Annotated in this window: 15 protein-coding genes and 3 tRNA genes; 1 reads left to right on the plus strand and 17 read right to left on the minus strand. The window is 60.0% G+C overall.

The genetic code is table 11. From position 1 onward, the window contains the following. Nucleotides 1-61: 61 nt before the first annotated feature. From rlmB to nnr, 14 genes are all read right to left on the minus strand, one after another. Complete coding sequence (gene rlmB, locus ACJ8J5_RS08830) at nucleotides 62-793, minus strand: 23S rRNA (guanosine(2251)-2'-O)-methyltransferase RlmB (protein WP_025305025.1); 732 nt, start codon at nucleotides 791-793, stop codon at nucleotides 62-64. Between the two features lie 61 nt (nucleotides 794-854). Continuing rightward, the gene (gene rnr / locus ACJ8J5_RS08835; RefSeq protein WP_049208605.1) at nucleotides 855-3,329 is read right to left on the minus strand and encodes a ribonuclease R; all 2,475 of its coding nucleotides are present in this window, start codon (nucleotides 3,327-3,329) and stop codon (nucleotides 855-857) included. 59 nt (nucleotides 3,330-3,388) lie between these two features. Next, nucleotides 3,389-3,814, minus strand: coding sequence for a nitric oxide-sensing transcriptional repressor NsrR (gene nsrR, locus ACJ8J5_RS08840; protein WP_025305023.1), 426 nt, complete (start codon nucleotides 3,812-3,814; stop codon nucleotides 3,389-3,391). Nucleotides 3,815-4,047: 233 nt separating this feature from the next. Continuing rightward, entirely contained in the window at nucleotides 4,048-5,346 is a 1,299-nt protein-coding gene (locus tag ACJ8J5_RS08845) for an adenylosuccinate synthase (protein ID WP_265536382.1), read from the minus strand. Between the two features lie 98 nt (nucleotides 5,347-5,444). Continuing rightward, entirely contained in the window at nucleotides 5,445-5,645 is a 201-nt protein-coding gene (locus ACJ8J5_RS08850) for a DUF2065 domain-containing protein (RefSeq protein ID WP_004933666.1), read from the minus strand. Between the two features lie 63 nt (nucleotides 5,646-5,708). Beyond that, nucleotides 5,709-6,713 carry a protease modulator HflC gene (gene hflC / locus ACJ8J5_RS08855; protein ID WP_004933669.1) on the minus strand — a complete coding sequence of 335 codons (1,005 nt, stop codon included), beginning with the start codon at nucleotides 6,711-6,713 and terminating at the stop codon, nucleotides 5,709-5,711. A 3-nt stretch (nucleotides 6,714-6,716) separates the two neighbouring features. Continuing rightward, the gene (gene hflK / locus ACJ8J5_RS08860; protein WP_025305021.1) at nucleotides 6,717-7,967 is read right to left on the minus strand and encodes an FtsH protease activity modulator HflK; all 1,251 of its coding nucleotides are present in this window, start codon (nucleotides 7,965-7,967) and stop codon (nucleotides 6,717-6,719) included. A 68-nt stretch (nucleotides 7,968-8,035) separates the two neighbouring features. Continuing rightward, nucleotides 8,036-9,316, minus strand: a complete 1,281-nt coding sequence (gene hflX / locus ACJ8J5_RS08865; protein ID WP_004933675.1) for a ribosome rescue GTPase HflX — start codon at nucleotides 9,314-9,316, stop codon at nucleotides 8,036-8,038. A 98-nt stretch (nucleotides 9,317-9,414) separates the two neighbouring features. Beyond that, on the minus strand, nucleotides 9,415-9,723 hold the full coding sequence (hfq, locus tag ACJ8J5_RS08870) for an RNA chaperone Hfq (RefSeq protein ID WP_004933678.1): 309 nt from the start codon (nucleotides 9,721-9,723) through the stop codon (nucleotides 9,415-9,417). Between the two features lie 114 nt (nucleotides 9,724-9,837). Beyond that, a complete protein-coding gene (gene miaA, locus ACJ8J5_RS08875; protein ID WP_025305020.1) occupies nucleotides 9,838-10,779 on the minus strand; it encodes a tRNA (adenosine(37)-N6)-dimethylallyltransferase MiaA in 942 nt (313 codons plus the stop codon). Beyond that, on the minus strand, nucleotides 10,772-12,655 hold the full coding sequence (gene mutL / locus ACJ8J5_RS08880; RefSeq protein WP_265536381.1) for a DNA mismatch repair endonuclease MutL: 1,884 nt from the start codon (nucleotides 12,653-12,655) through the stop codon (nucleotides 10,772-10,774). The genes miaA and mutL overlap by 8 nt, the downstream gene beginning before the upstream one ends. 22 nt (nucleotides 12,656-12,677) lie before the next feature. Then, on the minus strand, nucleotides 12,678-14,489 hold the full coding sequence (gene amiB, locus ACJ8J5_RS08885; protein WP_342122297.1) for an N-acetylmuramoyl-L-alanine amidase AmiB: 1,812 nt from the start codon (nucleotides 14,487-14,489) through the stop codon (nucleotides 12,678-12,680). 7 nt (nucleotides 14,490-14,496) lie between these two features. Further along, on the minus strand, nucleotides 14,497-14,967 hold the full coding sequence (tsaE, locus tag ACJ8J5_RS08890) for a tRNA (adenosine(37)-N6)-threonylcarbamoyltransferase complex ATPase subunit type 1 TsaE (protein ID WP_025305017.1): 471 nt from the start codon (nucleotides 14,965-14,967) through the stop codon (nucleotides 14,497-14,499). A gap of 10 nt (nucleotides 14,968-14,977) precedes the next feature. Beyond that, nucleotides 14,978-16,492, minus strand: a complete 1,515-nt coding sequence (gene nnr, locus ACJ8J5_RS08895; protein ID WP_147823158.1) for a bifunctional ADP-dependent NAD(P)H-hydrate dehydratase/NAD(P)H-hydrate epimerase — start codon at nucleotides 16,490-16,492, stop codon at nucleotides 14,978-14,980. Here nnr and queG point away from each other — a divergent pair. Continuing rightward, the gene (queG, locus tag ACJ8J5_RS08900) at nucleotides 16,491-17,630 is read left to right on the plus strand and encodes a tRNA epoxyqueuosine(34) reductase QueG (protein WP_060433966.1); all 1,140 of its coding nucleotides are present in this window, start codon (nucleotides 16,491-16,493) and stop codon (nucleotides 17,628-17,630) included. The genes nnr and queG overlap by 2 nt on opposite strands. A 311-nt stretch (nucleotides 17,631-17,941) precedes the next feature. On the opposite strand, the gene ACJ8J5_RS08905 is transcribed toward queG, so the two are convergent. The 3 genes from ACJ8J5_RS08905 to ACJ8J5_RS08915 all read right to left on the minus strand — a co-directional run bounded on the left by ACJ8J5_RS08905 (nucleotide 17,942) and on the right by ACJ8J5_RS08915 (nucleotide 18,289). Continuing rightward, nucleotides 17,942-18,017 (minus strand) — tRNA-Gly (locus tag ACJ8J5_RS08905). Between the two features lie 54 nt (nucleotides 18,018-18,071). Beyond that, nucleotides 18,072-18,147 (minus strand) — tRNA-Gly (locus tag ACJ8J5_RS08910). A 66-nt stretch (nucleotides 18,148-18,213) separates the two neighbouring features. Next, a tRNA-Gly gene (locus ACJ8J5_RS08915) sits at nucleotides 18,214-18,289 on the minus strand. Nucleotides 18,290-18,385: the final 96 nt, after the last annotated feature.

Here is an 18,385-nt window from a genome sequence, read left to right on the forward strand (position 1 = left end):
TGCCGCAGGCGGGATCACAAGAGGGGGAATTAACGGGGGCACGGGGCCCCCGTCAGAAGAATCAGCCGCGCTGACGCACCGCTTCGAACAGGCAGATGCCGGTGGCGACCGACACGTTCAGCGAAGAGACGGTGCCGGCCATCGGGATGCTGATCAGCTCGTCGCAGTGTTCGCGAGTCAGGCGACGCATGCCTTCGCCTTCCGCGCCCATCACCAGCGCCATCGGGCCGGTCATTTTGCTCTGATACAGCGTATGGTCGGCTTCGCCGGCGGTGCCCACCACCCAGACATTCATCTCTTGCAGCAGACGCAGCGTACGCGCCAGGTTGGTCACGCGGATCAACGGCACGTTTTCGGCGGCACCACAGGCCACTTTCTTGGCGGTGGCGTTCAGCTGGGCGGAACGGTCGCGCGGCACGATCACCGCGTGCACGCCGGCTGCGTCGGCGCTGCGCAGGCAGGCACCGAGATTGTGCGGGTCGGTCACGCCGTCCAGCACCAGCAGGAACGGGGTCGCCACGCTTTCCAGCAGGCCCGGCAGATCGTTCTCCTGATACTGACGCCCTTCGCGCACCCGGGCGATGATCCCCTGGTGCACCGCGCCTTCAACCTTGTCATCCAGCCATTGGCGGTTCGCCACCTGGATCACGATGCCGGTCGCTTCCAGCTCGGCGATCAGCGGTTGCAGACGGCGATCTTCGCGGCCTTTCAGGATAAACACTTCCAGGAAGCGTTGCGGATCGCGCTCTAACAGGGCTTTGACGGCGTGGATGCCGTAAATAATTTCGCTCATGATGCTCTTTTAAATTCGTGCGGCCGGCGATAACCGGCCGATGATAACGATGTGCGGCAGGTTAAGCCTGCTCGGCACCTTTCTTCTTGGCTGCGCGTTTGGCTTTGGTCGCCGCCGCGATTTTCCGCGTTTTGTCGGACGCTTTCTTGGCTTTCTTTTTCGCCTTCTTCACGTTGTCCGCAGGCTTGGTGTCATCCTGCTTGCGAAAGGCGCTGTCCGGTTCGAAGTTGGCCGGCGGTTTGCCGCCGCGGCGCTTGCCGCGCCCCGCGCTACCGTTGTCGCGCAGCGTGCGCTGGCCGCCCTTCTTGGCGCGATCGCGCTCGGTTTTGCCTTCACCGCGCGCTTTACGGGTGCTGGATACCAGCGCGAAGTCGATCTTGCGCTCGTCCATATGCACCGCATCCACGCGGATCTCCACCGTATCCCCCAGGCGATAGACCGTGCCAGAAGATTCGCCGATCAGGCGCTGGCCGATATTATCGTAGCGATAGTAATCATTATCCAGCGTTGATACGTGCACCAGCCCGTCGATAAACAGATCGTTCAGGCGTACGAAGAAGCCGAAGCCGGTCACGCTGGAGATGATGCCGCTGAACACTTCACCGACGTGATCCTGCATGAAGTCGCACTTCAGCCAGTCGGCGACGTTGCGCGTCGCTTCATCCGCACGGCGCTCGGTCATCGAACAGTGCTCGCCCAGCTGCAGCATCTCTTCGAATTCGCTGTGCCAGCCGCCGGTCGGCGTCCAGCGCTCTTTCGGCTCGCCGTGTTCTTTGGCCAGCTGGTATTTGATCGCGCGGTGCAGCGCCAGATCCGGATAACGACGGATAGGCGAGGTGAAGTGGCCGTAAGACGCCAGCGCCAGACCGAAGTGGCCGCGGTTTTCCGGATCGTAAATCGCCTGCTTCATCGAACGCAGCAACATGGTTTGCAGCATTTCGTGGTCAGGGCGCTCGGACACTTCATCCATCAGCACCGCATAGTCCTTCGGCTGCGGCTTGTTGCCGCCGCCCAGCGTCAGCCCCAGTTCGCTCAGCACGCTACGCAGCGCGGAGATGTGGTCATCGCTCGGACGATCGTGCACGCGGTACAGCGCCGGCTCGTTGCGTTTCTCGACAAAGCGCGCGGCCGCCACGTTGGCCATGATCATGCACTCTTCGATCAGCTTGTGGGCGTCGTTGCGCACCGTCGGCTCCACGCGTTCGATACGGCGTTCGGCGTTGAAGATGAACTTGGCTTCTTCGGTTTCAAACGCGATGCCGCCGCGCTCGGCGCGCGCCTTATCCAGCACCTTATACATCGCGTGCAGCTCTTCCAGGTGCTTGACCAGCGGGTGGTAATGCTCGCGCAGCTCCTGATCGCCCTGCAGAATGTGCCACACCTTGTTGTAGGTCAGGCGGGCGTGCGAGCTCATCACCGCCTCGTAGAATTTGGCCGTGGACAGGCGCCCCTGGGCAGAGATGGTCATCTCGCATACCATGCACAGGCGATCGACCTGTGGGTTCAGGGAGCACAGTCCGTTGGACAGCACTTCCGGCAGCATCGGGATCACCTGCGACGGGAAGTAGACCGAGTTGCCACGGCTGCGCGCTTCGTCATCCAGCGCGGTGCGTGGACGCACATAGTAGCTGACGTCGGCGATCGCGACCCACAGGCGCCAGCCGCCGCCGCGTTTTTTCTCGCAGTACACGGCGTCGTCGAAGTCGCGCGCGTCTTCACCGTCGATGGTGACCAACGGCAGTTTGCGCAGATCGACGCGGCCCTTCTTGGCCGCTTCCGGCACCTGCTCGCTGAGATCGGCCACCTGCTTTTCCACCTGCGGCGGCCAGGTATGCGGGATCTCATGGGTGCGCAGCGCGATGTCCACCGCCATGCTGGTGCCCATTTTGTCGCCGAGGATCTCGACGATCTTGCCGACCGCCTTAGTACGGCGGGTCGGGCGCTGAGTCAGCTCCACCACCACCATAAAGCCCATGCGCGCGCCGCTGACGCTGTCGGCTGGGATCAGAATATCGAAGCTCAGACGGCTGTCGTCCGGCACCACGAAGCCGGTACCGGCGTCCATGAAGAAGCGGCCGACAATCTGGCTGGTTTTCGGCACCAGCACGCGCACGATGCGCGCTTCGCGGCGCCCTTTACGGTCCGCACCCAGCGCCTGCGCCAGCACCACATCACCGTGGATCGCCATTTTCATCTGTTCGGCAGACAGGTACAGATCGTCTTTGCTGCCTTCAACGCGCAGGAAGCCGTAGCCGTCGCGGTGGCCGATCACCGTGCCGCGCAGCAGATCCAAACGTTCCGGCAGCGCGTAGCACTGGCGGCGGGTAAACACTAACTGGCCATCGCGCTCCATGGCGCGCAGGCGGCGGCGCAGCGCTTCCAGCTGCTCTTCACCGCTGAGGCCCAGTTCGTTGCCCAGTTCTTCGCGGCTGGCCGGCGTTTCTCGTTTCGCCAAATGGGCCAGGATATATTCACGGCTGGGGATAGGGGATTCGTATTTTTCTGCTTCTCGTTCCAGGAATGGATCTTGTGACATTGCGGTTCCTCCGTTGTCATCAGCAGGATGACGTTGAGCCTTGTCTTCTCAACGTCGTTTTATTCGACAAGCAATAGCTTGTAGAGCGGCGGATTGTCTTCGACCATGTCGGCCAACGTATGCTTATCCAGCTCTTCAAGGAAATTCTGTACGCCCTGTTGGAGCACCTGCTTCAATCGGCAGGCAGGGGTGATGTGGCAAAAATCACTGCTGCAGTTAACCAGCGCAAGCGGCTCCAGCGCCCGCACGACGTCACCGAGGCGAATGCTCTCGGCCGGTTTACCCAAACGAATGCCGCCATGCTTGCCGCGCACCGCCGTGACAAAACCGACCCGGCTCAACTGATTGATGATCTTCACCATATGGTTGCGGGACACGCCATAAACCTCAGTCACTTCCGAGATGTTGGTCATCTTGTCCTGCGGCAACGAGGCCATGTAGATCAACGCCCGCAGGCCATAATCAGTAAAACTTGTTAACTGCACATCTTACCTCTGGGTATCACTTTACCCGTCTGATACGCCGCTTTTCGGCGCTATTCAAAAGATTACTCATTGGATAATAAACCAGCCGGAGAGTTCGTCGCTAATTATTTAGCGGATCCCGCGCCCTAAGGCGAGTTTATGAAAGGATTTTTTGACGTGAAACCGCAATCGGAGGGAGTCAGGATAAAAACAAACCGGGACGCGCCCGGTTTGTTTAATGCCGCAAAGCCTGATTATGCGTCGAACGGGTCGCGCAGGATCATGGTTTCGCTGCGGTCCGGGCCAGTAGAGATGATGTCTACCGGTACGCCGGTCACTTCTTCGATGCGCTTGATGTAGTTCAGCGCAGCCTGAGGCAACTTGCTGTGCTCTTTCACGCCAAAGGTCGTTTCGCTCCAGCCCGGCATGATTTCGTAGATAGGCTCGATGCCTTCCCAACCTTCAGCCGCCAGCGGAGTGGTGTCCACTTCGCGGCCGTCCGGCATGCGGTAGCCCACGCAGATCTTCACTTCTTTCAGGCCGTCCAGGACGTCCAGTTTGGTCAGGCAGAAGCCGGACAGGGAGTTGATCTGCACGGCACGACGCACCGCTACCGCGTCCAACCAGCCGGTACGACGACGACGGCCGGTAGTGGCGCCGAACTCGTTACCCTGCTTGCACAGGTACTCGCCGGTTTCATCGAACAGTTCGGTTGGGAACGGGCCTGCACCCACGCGAGTGGAGTAGGCTTTCACGATGCCCAGCACGTAGTCCACATAACGTGGGCCGATGCCGGAACCGGTAGCCACGCCGCCGGCAGTGGTGTTGGAAGAGGTCACGTACGGATAAGTACCGTGGTCGATATCCAGCAGGGTGCCCTGAGCGCCTTCGAACATGATCAGGTCGCCACGCCTGCGTGCGCCGTCCAGCAGTTCGGAAACGTCAACCACCATGGCGGTCAGGATGTCGGCGATAGACAGTACGTAGTCCAGCGTCGCCTGATAATCGACGGCTTCAACTTTGTAGTAGTTGACCAGCTGGAAGTTGTGGTAATCGACGATCTCTTTCAGCTTAACGGCGAAGGTTTCTTTATTGAACAGGTCGCTGACGCGCAGGCCGCGACGAGCCACTTTATCTTCGTAAGCCGGGCCAATGCCGCGACCGGTGGTGCCGATCGCTTTCGCGCCGCGCGCTTTCTCACGCGCGTTGTCCAACGCAACGTGGTAAGGCAGGATCAGCGGGCAAGCTTCAGAGAGTAACAGACGTTCGCGTACCGGGATGCCACGCGCTTCGAGTTCACCCATTTCTTTCATCAACGCGTCCGGCGCCAGAACAACACCGTTGCCGATGATGCTGGTGACGTTTTCACGCAGAATACCTGAAGGAATTAAATGAAGGACGGTTTTTTCACCGTTGATTACCAGAGTGTGGCCAGCGTTATGGCCACCTTGGTAGCGCACAACATATTGAGCCCGTTCAGTCAGCAGGTCTACAACCTTGCCTTTACCTTCGTCACCCCATTGGGTGCCCAGTACGACGACGTTCTTACCCATTTTTCAAAATCACCGATTGCTTAAAAATGGATTCTACCACCGTAATTTTCGATTTTCAGCACTTTTAGCATACGATTGCATAAATTTTGGGCTAGAATTTAAAGACCCGTGCGGCCGCTCAACATGTAGTAGATCACGCAGCCCGCAACCACTATTCCACCACCAAATCGCCGCAGCGTCGCGTCCGGCAGCTGCGACATCGCCACAATCATTTTGCGCCAGGCCTGCGGAAACAGCATCGGCCCTAACCCTTCCAGCACCAGGACCAGCCCGAGCGCCAGCCAAATCGTTGAGTTCATGCATCCCCCAAAAACGAGAAAGGGCCCGCGTAAACGGGCCCTCGGTCAGATTGCCTGCCGCGCTTATTTGCGCAGGGTATCAGGCGACTTCATGTAGCGGAAGAAATCGCTGTCCGGGCTCAGTACCAGCACGTCCTGGTTGTCCTTGAAGCTGGCTTCATAGGCACGCAGGCTGCGGATAAAGGCATAGAAGTCCGGATCCTGGCTGAACGCGTTGGCGAACAGTTTAGCCGCTTCGGCATCGCCTTCACCGCGGGTGATACGCGCCTGACGCTCGGCTTCCGCCAAGGTACGGGTCACTTCGTAGTCCGCGCTGGCGCGCAGTTTCTCAGCTTCTTCCTGGCCCTGCGAGCGCAGACGACGGGCTACCGCTTCACGCTCGGCGCGCATACGCTGGTAGATGGCGTCGGACACTTCGGCCGGCAGGTTGATCTGCTTGATACGTACGTCGATCACCTCGATGCCCAACGCCGCCATGCTGTTCGGGTTAACCTGCGGCTGTTTGCCGGTGGTTTCCCGTTCAACGCGCGCCGCCGCAGAGGCGATAGCGTCATCGGCTTCGGTGGTCGCCACTTCTTCGCCGTCACCCACGGTGCCGGTGTTCAGCGCGTCACGCACGTCAGACATCAGCTTGCCGCGCGAGTCGGTCACGATGTCTTTCACGTCCAGACGGCCGATTTCGGAACGCAGACGGTCGCTGAACTTGCGTTTCAGCAGCACTTCGGCCTGGGAGACGTCGCCGCCGCCGGTCGCCAGATAGTAGCGGCTGAAGTCGCTGATGCGCCACTTCAGATAGGAATCGACGATCAGGTCTTTCTTCTCGCTGGTCACGAAGCGATCGGCCTGGTTGTCCATGGTCTGAATACGCGCATCCAGGTTCTTCACGGTCTCAATGAACGGGATCTTGAGGTGCAGACCCGGCGCATACACCAGCGGCTTGTTTTCGCCGTCGCGCAGAACCTTGCCGAAGCGCAGCACGATGCCGCGCTGGCCTTCCTGCACCACGAACAGCGAAGCGTACAGCACCACCAGCACCGCGAGGACAATAACTACAAAAGACTTACGCATTGATTACTCTCTCCCTACGCGAGTGGTGTCGTCACGCTGCGCATTCGCCCGGCGCTGATCCATAATCGAACCGCCGCTGGTACGCGGAGCGCTGCTGTTGGCAGCCGGCGCAGGGTTCGGATTGAGGCGAATCAGGCTGGTATCCTTGTTGCCGCTCTCCGTTGCCGCGCCTTGACCGCGCAGCATCTGATCCAGCGGCAGCACCATCAGGTTGTTGCCTTTGTCGCTCACCAACACCTTACGGGTATGGCCCAGCACTTTTTCCATGGTTTCGATATACAGACGCTCGCGAGTAATCTGCGGTGCGGACTTGTATTCCGGCAACAGCTTGGCAAAGCGCGCCACCTCACCCTGAGCTTCCAGGACGGTACGGTCTTTATAAGCCTTGGAGTCTTCCAGCAGACGCTGCGCCTGGCCGTTCGCACGCGGCTGAACTTCGTTGGCGTAAGCTTCCGCTTCACGGATGTATTGCTGCTCGTTCTCACGCGCAGCGATCGCATCGTCGAACGACGCCTTCACCTCTTCCGGTGGACGCGCCGCCTGGAAGTTGACGTCCAGCAACGTGATACCCATGTTGTAAGGACGAATAGTCTCTTCCAACATGCGCTGCGTATCGTTACGCACCACGGTACGGCCTTCGGTCAGGATGCGGTCCATCGAGTATTTGCCGATCACGCCGCGCAGGGCGCTGTCGGTCGCCTGGCTCAGGCTGTCGTCGGCATTGACGACGCTGAACAGGTACGCTTCCGGGTTGGTCACGCGGTACTGCACGTTCATTTCCACGCGCACCACGTTTTCATCGGAGGTCAGCATCACGCCGGACGCCGCCAGCTCGCGCACGGACTCCACGTTCACCGGACGCACGTCATCGATGAAGGTCGGCTTCCAGTTCAGGCCCGGCTGCACCAGGTGGCTGAACTTACCGAAACGCGTCACAACGCCGCGTTCGGCTTCCTTGATGGTGTAGAAGCCGCTGGCGGCCCAGATCACCACCACGGCAACCGCCGCGATACCGATAATGCGGCCGCTGAAGCCCGGACCAGAGGTACCGGTGCCGCCGCTATTGCTGTTGGAGCCTTTGCCCCCGCCGAAACCGCTCAATTTCTTGCTCAGTTTGCGGAAGATATCGTCCAAATCAGGTGGCCCTTGATCACGACCGCCTTTGTTGTTACCGCCAGAGTTGCCGCCATTATTATTGCTGCTCCCCCACGGGTCGCGGTCCTGTCCGTTATTACCGGGCTGATTCCACGCCATGTTTTAGCTCCATATTCTGTGATTGGGTACTTCAGGCTTTCGCGAAGCATAAATGTAACAGGATATGATCATACGATAAAGTCAATCAGGTCCTGTTCTTGCTTGCAGAGACGACGCCATTCGACGATCGGCATTCGCACCACCACGCCAATGCTGCCGTCCTCTTCGTTCCACTCTTTTTCAATCGCCTGAAGCTGGTAAAAACGGCTGCGAAGACGGCCTGCCCGTGGCGGTAAGCGCAATTCGTAATGCGCGATCTCCCCCGATAAGCGCTCCGTCAACGCCTGATACAGCAACGGAATACCCTCTCCGCTGGCGGCGGACAGCCACACCCGGATCGGCAGGTTTTCGTCGTTGCGGTCGATACGCGGCACAAAATCGTCCAGCATATCTATTTTGTTCATCACTAACAGTGTAGGAATTTCATCCGAGTCTATCTCCGCTAGCACGGTGTTCACCGCTTCGATGTTCTCATCGACGCGCGGATCTGCGGCATCGATGACGTGCAGTAGCAAAGACGCCTGGCGCGTTTCCTGCAGCGTCGCCTTGAAGGCGGCCACCAGATCGTGCGGCAGGTGCCGGATAAAGCCTACGGTATCCGCCAACACGGTATCCCCCACGTCCGGCACGTCAATGCGCCGCAACGTAGGATCCAGGGTGGCAAATAGCTGGTCCGCCGCATACACCTCGGCAGACGTTATTCGGTTAAACAGGGTGGATTTGCCGGCGTTGGTGTAGCCCACCAGCGATACGGTCGGCACATCGGCACGGGTCCGCGCGCGTCGGCCTTGTTCACGCTGCTTTTCTACCCGCTCCAGGCGGCGCAGAATCAAGCTGATGCGATCGCGCAACAGGCGACGGTCGGTCTCAAGCTGGGTTTCCCCCGGCCCGCGCAGGCCAATCCCCCCTTTTTGCCGCTCCAGGTGCGTCCAACCGCGTACCAGACGCGTGGCGATGTGACGCAACTGCGCCAGCTCCACCTGCAGCTTACCTTCATGGGTGCGGGCACGCTGGGCGAAGATGTCTAAAATCAGCCCGGTGCGATCGATCACCCGGCATTCGCACAGGCGCTCGAGGTTTCTTTCCTGCGCCGGGGAAAGGGAATGATCAAACAGGACAACAGACGCGCCGCTGGCTTTCACCGCATCTGCAATTTCTTCGGCCTTTCCTTCGCCGACAAAGTACTTCGGATGCGGGGCTTTGCGGCTACCAGTCACCACTTGCAAAGCTTCGACACCGGCTGAGGAAACCAACGATTCGAACTCGTTGAGGTCTTCCGTATCTTTGTCTTGCGAGAAATAGATATGAACCAGTACGGCCTGCTCACCGGCTTCATAACGGTCAAACAAGCGTGCAACCTCTCAAACGGACACTCACCGTGAGTTTGGGGGACATAAACAGCCCGCGGCTGCTTATGCTCCCCGTCATGGTTGACTTGCAACGCGCTTTATTCAGCGTCATCGCTTTCCTGCTGCGGCTGTTGCTGCGCAGACGGATTGTTGCCATGGTGATAGTTGCTTGAACCGCCGCTCGGGTTGTTGCTGTGATGCGAAACCGGGCGTGACGGGACGACGGTAGAGATAGCGTGCTTGTACACCATCTGGCTAACCGTGTTCTTCAACAGGATGACAAACTGGTCAAAAGACTCAATCTGGCCTTGCAGCTTAATACCATTCACCAAATAAATAGAAACCGGAACACGTTCACGACGCAATGCGTTCAGGAACGGATCTTGCAAAGATTGCCCCTTAGCCATTCTATCTTTTCCTTATTTGCTTGTTGTTTGTAACTAAGAACCTGTCGGCTCTAAAATAAACGACGTAAAAAATTTGCGCGCTGAATACTCAGCAATTGTACACAATCACCCAACCTATGCACTAACAACCTGTGTCACCGAGTCCAAAGCCTCTCCCGGCTTTTCACTGTCCAACCAATGGACCGACTCCCAACCCCGTAACCAGGTCATCTGACGTTTAGCCAACTGACGTGTTGCGCAAATACCACGATAAACCATCTCATCGTAACTAATTTCACCAGACAAGTATGACCACATCTGGCGGTAACCGACACAGCGAATGGAGGGCAAGTCCGTATGCAAATCACCCCGTGCGAAAAGTGCACGCGCTTCCGTCTCAAAACCCGCCGCCAACATTTGATGGTACCGCAGCTCGATGCGTTGATGGATCAACTCACGGCTGGTCGGCGCTATCGCAAATTGGTGAACTTGATACGGTAACGATTCACCCGAAATTTGAGTCAGTTCCGTTAAAGTTTTACCCGAAATAAAAAAAACTTCCAGTGCTCTGGACAGTCTCTGCGGATCATTCGGATGAATTCTCACTGCCGCGACCGGATCGATCGCCTGCAACTGACGGTGCAGCGCCTCCCAGCCCTGCTCCGCCGCTTGGCGTTCGATGCGCTCGCGCACCGCGGGATCGGCGGAGGGCAGCGGCGACAATCCTTCCAGCAACGCCTTGAAATACAACATGGTGCCGCCGACCAGCAGCGGAATGCGCCCGGCGGCGGTGATATCGGCCATCTCCTTCAGCGCGTCGGCGCGGAACTCCGCGGCCGAGTAAGCTTCGGCGGGATCGCGAATATCGATCAGCCGATGCGGCGCCTGCGCCAATTCTTCGGCGCTCGGCTTGGCGGTGCCGATATCCATGCCGCGGTAAATCAGCGCGGAATCGACGCTGATCAGTTCCACCGGCAGGCGTTCGCGCAGCGCGATCGCCAGCGCGGTCTTGCCTGAGGCGGTCGGCCCCATGATGAAAATAGCCGGGGGACGTGGTGTCATTTCAGTGTTAGTCATGCTTGAGGGCCGCCAGTGCGGCCTGTAAATCAACGGGTTGTAAAAGTCCGCTCGGTGGCGATTTGACCAGCTGCGGGCAAAGTCGTTCAACGTCGGTCAGCAATTGTATCGCTTGCGAGGTGTTCCACTGTTCATGTTCGCTGCCAAGACGGCGAGCGAGCCAGGTGGCCAGCACCGCGGGCGACATCTCCTGATGTTCGGCCAGATAGCCTAACAGTTCGGGTATCAGTTTTTGTAAATTTTGTTGGCGTAATGGTAAAGGCACTGCGCGCAGCGTCACACGGCCGTGATCCGTCTGCAGATCCAGCCCCATCATCGTCAGCAGCGCCTGATGCCGTGCAATGGCCGCCGCTTCGTTCTTATCCAACGTCAGCTTGATCGGTATCAGCAGCGGTTGCGGCCGCAGCCCTTCCGTCGGCGGATTGAGCTGCGCCTGGCGCAGCCAGCGTTCGGCCACCGTCAGATTGAGCAACGCCGGCTGCTGGCGCTGTTCAATCAGCGCGTAGCACGGCGGATGGATCATCAGCACCCGGCCAAAGCTGTGTTGTCCGCTCGCCAACGGCGTTTCCACGGCGGCTTTCGCCGGCGGGAACAGCGGCGGCTTGCTCGAAACTTCCGGCGCCGCATCGGCCGGTGGCTCGGTGGCGGGCTGCATCAGTTTGCCGTACAGCTCGCCTTCGCGTTTCTGGTAACCGCCCGCCGTTTGCCAACCGGGCTGCGGCGCGCGCTCGCGGACGGCGCCGGCCGATGACGGCGTTTCGCGACGCGGCGCCGGCTGAGAAAAATGGTTGCCGCCGGCGGCGACGCGGTTTTCCTGCTGCCAGACCGGCGCGGGCGCTTCGTCGGGCGTTTCCGCCAGCGGCAGCGACGGTGTCTGACTGGCCTGTTGCAGCACGGTGGTCACCGCCTGGTAGATAAAATCGTGTACCAGCCGCGCCTGATGGAAACGCACCTCGTGCTTGGCGGGATGAACGTTGACGTCCACCTGGTGCGGGTCGACTTCCAGATACAGCACGTAAGCGGGCTGCTGATCGTCTTTTAACTGATCCTGATAGGCCTGACGAATCGCGTGATTGATCAAGCGATCGCGCATCATGCGGCAATTGACGTAGCAGTATTGCATCTCACCCAGCTGGCGCGCCCCCGCCGGATCCGCCACCCAGCCGCGGATACTCAGATCGCCGTGTTGCCAGTCGATGTTCAGCGCATGCTGTAAAAACGCCGGGCCGCAGATGCTGCCCAAACGGCGTTCGTGCTGGCTCTCTTCTTTCGCCGCCCGGTATTGGCGGATCAGTTTGCCGTTGTGGCTGAGGTTGATCGCCACATCGAAACGCGCCAGCGCGATGCGCCGCACCACTTCATCGATATGGCCGAATTCGGTTTTCTCGGTACGCATGAACTTGCGGCGCGCCGGCGTGTTGTAAAACAGATCCAGCACTTCCAGCGTGCTGCCGACCGGGTGCGCGGCGGGTTTGACCGTCACCGCCTGCTCGCGCCCTTCGGCATAGGCTTGCCACGCCTCGCTTTGTTCGGCGGTGCGCGACGTCAGGGTCAAACGGGAAACCGAGCTGATACTGGCCAGCGCTTCGCCGCGAAAACCGAGGCTGACGATCGCTTCCAGGTCATCGAGCGTGCTGATTTTACTGGTAGCGTGCCGCGCCAGCGCCAGCGCCAAATCGCCCTTGCCGATGCCGCAGCCGTTATCGCGAATGCGGATCAGCTTGGCACCGCCGCGTTCGATATCGATATCGATGCGCGTCGCACCGGCGTCCAGACTGTTTTCCACCAGCTCTTTGACGACCGACGCGGGGCGTTCAACCACCTCTCCGGCGGCGATCTGGTTGGCGAGCTGTGGCGGTAACACCTGGATAGGCATGCTGACTCCTGTAGCGGTGGCGCTAGGCCTGCGGAATGGTCAGCGTCCGGTCCAGCGGCGCGACGTCCGACTTCAGATTATTGACCCGTTTCAGATCGCCGACGCTGACCCCATAACGAGAAGCGATAGAGGACAGCGTGTCCCCGCGGGCCACTTTATGTTTAGACGGCTTCTTCGCCGGCGTTTTCGCCTTGGCGACGGCGGTGACGGCGGCGGTTTTCCCCGCCGGCACCTTCAGACGTTGCCCGACCCACACGCCGTCTTTTTTCAGTTTGTTCAGATCCCGCAGCGCCGCCATGGTCGTGCCGTAGCTGTCGGCGATGCCGGACAGCGTCTCCGCCCGTTTCACCACATGGATCTGAGTCTTGCCGCTTACGCTGCGGCTCGCGCCGGCCGAGCTCACGATAGGCTCCGGCTGGCGCACGTCTGGTGTTGAGGTGTTAACCGCCGCTGCGACGTCCAGCGGTCGGTTTTCCACCTTTGGGTCGGCTTGCAGCGGATGCGCCAGGAAGTAGCTGCGCAGGCCGTTATGAATGGCCTTGGCAATCTTCTCCTGATACGCGCTACTGCCCAGCAGCCGCTCCTCCGTGCTATTACTGATAAATCCGGTTTCCACCAGCAGCGAGGGAATATCCGGCGAACGCAATACACCCAGGCTGGCGTGTTCCGGCCGGCGTTTATGCAACGATCCGACGCTCTGCAGCTGCTGCAGCACCTTCACCGCCACATCGTACCCGACGCGTTGCGAGTGGCCGAACTGCAGGTCCAGCACCGCCTGGCTCAGATAAGGATCGGCCTGGCTGTTGGCCAGCAAATCGCCAGCGCCGCCGAGCAACTCAGACTGCTTCTCATGCTGTTCGAGCCAGCCGGCCATTTCGCTGTTGGCGCGGCGATTGGACAGCACCCAGACGGAAGCCCCGCTGGCGCTGCGGTTCGGCGCGGCGTCGGCGTGGATGGAGACCAGCACGTTGGCACCCTGTTTACGCGCAACGTCGGAACGCCCCATCACCGAGATGAAATAGTCGCCGTTACGCGTCAGCACCGGTTTGAACTGCGGATCGGCGTCCAGCATCGCCTGCAGGCGGCGCGCGATGGCGATGGTGACATTCTTTTCTTTCAGCCCGCTCGGGCCAATGGCGCCCGGATCCTGGCCACCGTGGCCGGCGTCGATCGCTACCACCACCCGATCGCCGGAACCGGCGGAAACGCGGCTACTGCGCGGCGTCACCTCGGTGGCGGTGCCTGCAACCACGGTCTGTTTATTGGTAAACGGATTCGATCCCGTCGGCGCTTTGCGCAGCGGCGGCTCCGGCGCTTCACGCACCGCGACCGGCGCCTGGCGCGGTGGCTGGCTGACCGTGACGGGTGCCTGACGCGGCGTTGGATTGACCGCAACCGGCGCTTTACGCACTACGGTATTGGCACTGCCTTCGGCCGTGATAGTGAACACTACGGTGTGCACGCCGCCGTTCTGGCGGGTGGCGACGCGGGTTTTGGCGCGCTGCGTCAGATCAAACACCAAACGCACGCTCTGAGCGTCTTTCGGCGCGCTGGAGCGAATGCTCTTCACCAGGTTTTGGCCGCTGAAATTGAGCGGCAGGCCGCCGACCTTGCCTTTCTGGTTGACGTCAAGCACCACGCGCTCCGGGCCGTGCAGCGGGAAAAACGCGTAGTCCGGCGGACCATTGAAGCTCACCGACACCGTCGCTTCGCGTTGGGCGTTGGACACTTTGATATCGGACAGCGAGGACGCCGCCAGCGCGTTCAACGCGCCGAGCGGCCCCAGCACGGCGATCAGCATGATGACCGCAAATTTTTTCAACACATGCGTCATTGCAGCATCATCCCTGTGATCCATGAATGCGGTCTAACAGCTGGCTGCCGTATGCGGAAATCGCCTCGATCTTCGCCTCTCGCCCCTCGCCCTGATAGCTGAGGTGCAGCGCCAGATCCGGCTCCGGCAGCACGCCAGTGCCCTGCTGCGGCCATTCGACCAGGCAGATGGCGTCTTGCGCGAAGTAATCGCGAATGCCCATAAATTCAAGCTCTTCCGGATCGGCCAGGCGATATAGATCGAAGTGATACACCGCCAGCGGCTGCAAGGCATAGGGTTCCACCAGCGTGTAGGTTGGGCTTTTGACGTTGCCCTGATGCCCCAACGCCTGCAGGAAACCACGGCTGAAGGTGGTTTTACCGGCGCCCAGGTCGCCGTAGAGATAGATGACGCTGGCGCGATCGCAGGCCTTGGCCAAAGTGGTGCCCAAAGCGACAGTCGCTGCCTCGTCCGGCAGAGGTAAAACGAGTTCTTTCATTCGATAAAGTCTATTTTGCCCACTCAGGGTTAACGAAATGAAGGATGTCCGGCAGTAAATCGGTCGCCAACATGCCTCTTGTTCCTTGTCTTTCCGCTACGCGATCGCCGGCCGCGCCGTGTACGACGCAGCCCGCACAGGCGGCATCATACAGCGAGAGCTTTTGCGCCAGCAAACCGCCGATGATGCCCGACAGCACATCGCCCATGCCGCCGGAGGCCATGCCGGCGTTGCCGACGTCGGCGATCGCCATCTGCCCCTGCTCATCGGCGATCAGCGTACCGGCGCCTTTTAGCACCGCCACGCCGCCGTAGCGTGCCGTCAGCTTGCGCACGGCAAGTAAGCGATCACTCTCGATGTCGACAGTGCTGCAGCTCAACAGCCGCGCAGCCTCTCCAGGATGCGGAGTCATCACGCGATTCTGCCGTTTCTCGGGATTTAATGCCAGCAAGTTCAGCGCATCGGCGTCCCACAAGGCCGGTTTATCGCTGGTTTGCAGCACGTTCAAGGCATTTTTGCCCCACTCAGCCTGGCCAAGCCCCGGACCGATCACCAGCACATCCGCCCATTGCATCGCCTGCCGCAAGGTCGTCTCGTCCAGCGCCTGCGCCATCAACTCCGGCCTGGCCGCCAGCAGCGGCGCGACGTGCTCAATGTGAGTAAGCACTCGCACCAATCCAGCCCCGCTGCGCAGCGCCGCTTCCGCCGCCATGCGAATGGCGCCGCCGAATCCGCGGTCGCCGCCCACCAGCAGCAGACGGCCATGCTCGCCCTTATGGGCGCAGGGGCGCCGCGGATGCAGCCAGCGCGGCAACGCCTCGGCGGTAAGCCGCTGAATCTGTTCCGGTTGCTTCGCCAGCCAATCCGATAAGCCTAGCGTATTCTGATGAAGTTGCCCGACCCAGTCGCGCGCCTGCCCGGTCAGCAAACCCGGCTTGAGGCCAATGAACGTGATGGTGTGCGCGGCACGCACGACCGGACCCGGCGTCGCGCCACTTTCCGCCAGCAGGCCGGACGGGATATCGAGCGCCACCACCGGCGCCGAATGGCGGTTGACGGCCTCGATCAGCGCGTCGTAGGGCGCACGCGGCGCGCTGCCCAGGCCGGTGCCTAGCAGGCCATCAATGATGAGCGAAACAGACGCCGGCCAGCGGCTGTTCGCCGGCAGAATGTCGCCGCCGGCAGCCAGCCAGGCCTCGCGGGCCGCTGCGGCCTCCGGCGGCAAAGGGCGTGCGCCTTCGCAGGCGATCAGCGCCACCTGCACGCCCGCCGCCTTCGCCAAACGCGCCACCACATAGCCGTCGCCGCCGTTGTTGCCGTGGCCACAGAGCACCAGCCAGTGGTTGCAGGAGGGATAAGTGTCGCGCGCCAGTACGTAGGCCGCCTGACCGGCGCGCAGCATTAAATCGTAAAGAGAAAGACCGAGCGAGGCCGCCGCCGCAGGTTCCGAACGACGGATCCAATCCGCAGGCCAGACAGAGTGTGGTAAACTGTCAGCGTATGCTTTTTCACTGTGGCCCGTCATGACGCACCCCCTCGATCTCCATCAACTCGCCCAACATATCAAGCAATGGGGGCAATCGCTAGGATTCCAGCAGGTTGGCATCTGCGATACCGATCTCAGCCTGGAAGAGCCGAAGCTGCAGGCCTGGCTCGACAAACAGTACCACGGCGAGATGGAGTGGATGGCGCGCCACGGCATGCTGCGCGCACGCCCTCACGAGCTGTTGCCGGGCACGCTGCGGGTGATCAGCGTGCGCATGAACTACCTGCCGGCCAAGGCGGCGTTCGCCAGCACCCTGCAGAACCCACAATTGGGCTACGTCAGCCGCTATGCGCTGGGGCGCGATTATCACAAGCTGTTGCGTCAGCGCCTGAAAAAGTTGGGCGATCAGATCCAGGCCTACTGCGGCGAACTGAATTTCCGCCCCTTTGTCGACTCGGCGCCGGTCATGGAGCGCGCGCTGGCCGCCAAGGCGGGCATCGGCTGGGTTGGTAAACACTCACTAATTCTTAACCGCGAAGCAGGATCCTGGTTTTTCCTCGGCGAACTGCTGATCGACCTGCCGCTGCCGGTGGATCAGCCGCAGGAAGAGCAGTGCGGCCGCTGCGTCGCCTGCATCACCACTTGCCCGACCGGGGCCATCGTCGCGCCCTACACCGTCGATGCCCGGCGCTGCATCTCCTACCTGACCATCGAGCTGGAAGGCGCGATCCCGGAAGAATTCCGTCCGCTGCTCGGCAACCGCATCTACGGCTGCGACGACTGCCAGCTGATTTGCCCGTGGAACCGCTTTTCTCAGCTCACCGACGAAGACGATTTCAGCCCCCGTGCCGCGCTGCATGCGCCGCAGCTGCTCGATCTGTTCAACTGGACGGAAGAAAAATTCCTGCGCATCACCGAAGGCTCGGCGATACGCCGCATCGGCCACCTGCGCTGGCTGCGCAATATCGCAGTGGCGCTGGGCAATGCGCCCTACGAAGACAGCATCGTGCTCGCACTGCGCACGCGTTTGGGCCAAGACGCCATGCTGGATGAACATATCCACTGGGCGCTGGCGCAACAGCTCGCTCGCCGCGAAGCGCAGGGTATCGAGGTGCAGACGGCGCAGAAAAAGCGGCTGATACGGGCTGTGGAAAAAGGTTTGCCAAGGGATGCCTGACGGCGTACGCCATTCAGGCGTATCGCCGGAAGACTCACTCTGTGGATTTGTGCATAAAAATAAAAACACGTTGTCTTTCAACTGCAACAAAAAGAGCAAGTGATCGGCATAACGTTTTGGGATAAATAAATAAGCATACAAATCAAATAGATAAATATTTAATTTGTATGACGTTGATTTTTCAGGCAGGCGAGTTTATGTACAGAGGCTGTGGATAACTCTGTTTACAACATTTTTACCAGGCGTGTAAAACGGGACAAAAACCCGCGCCGGATAAGGCGTTGGATTTGAGTTTGAAACGAAGAGAAAATTGGAGCGGGAAACGAGACTCGAACTCGCGACCCCGACCTTGGCAAGGTCGTGCTCTACCAACTGAGCTATTCCCGCATTGAGATGCTTTTGGCATCCGGCCACCAAATACTGGCGTGACCTTTGAATTTTTGGAGCGGGAAACGAGGCTCGAACTCGCGACCTCAACCTTGGCAAGGTTGCGCTCTACCAACTGAGCTATTCCCGCGTCGCATAGGTACTGCTTGATACTGCTTTATTTATTCATCATGCCGCATCGCGACATTGTTGAATTTGGAGCGGGAAACGAGACTCGAACTCGCGACCCCGACCTTGGCAAGGTCGTGCTCTACCAACTGAGCTATTCCCGCCCGGCGTATCGATGGTGGAACGTTACGAAATTCTTCATCGGTACGGGGTGCGCATTATACGAGAAATCCTTTTTGTCGCAAGCCCCTGAAAGCAAA

The sequence above is a fragment of the Serratia sp. CY43202 genome (assembly GCF_052168755.1).
GTDB lineage: Bacteria > Pseudomonadota > Gammaproteobacteria > Enterobacterales > Enterobacteriaceae > Serratia > Serratia bockelmannii.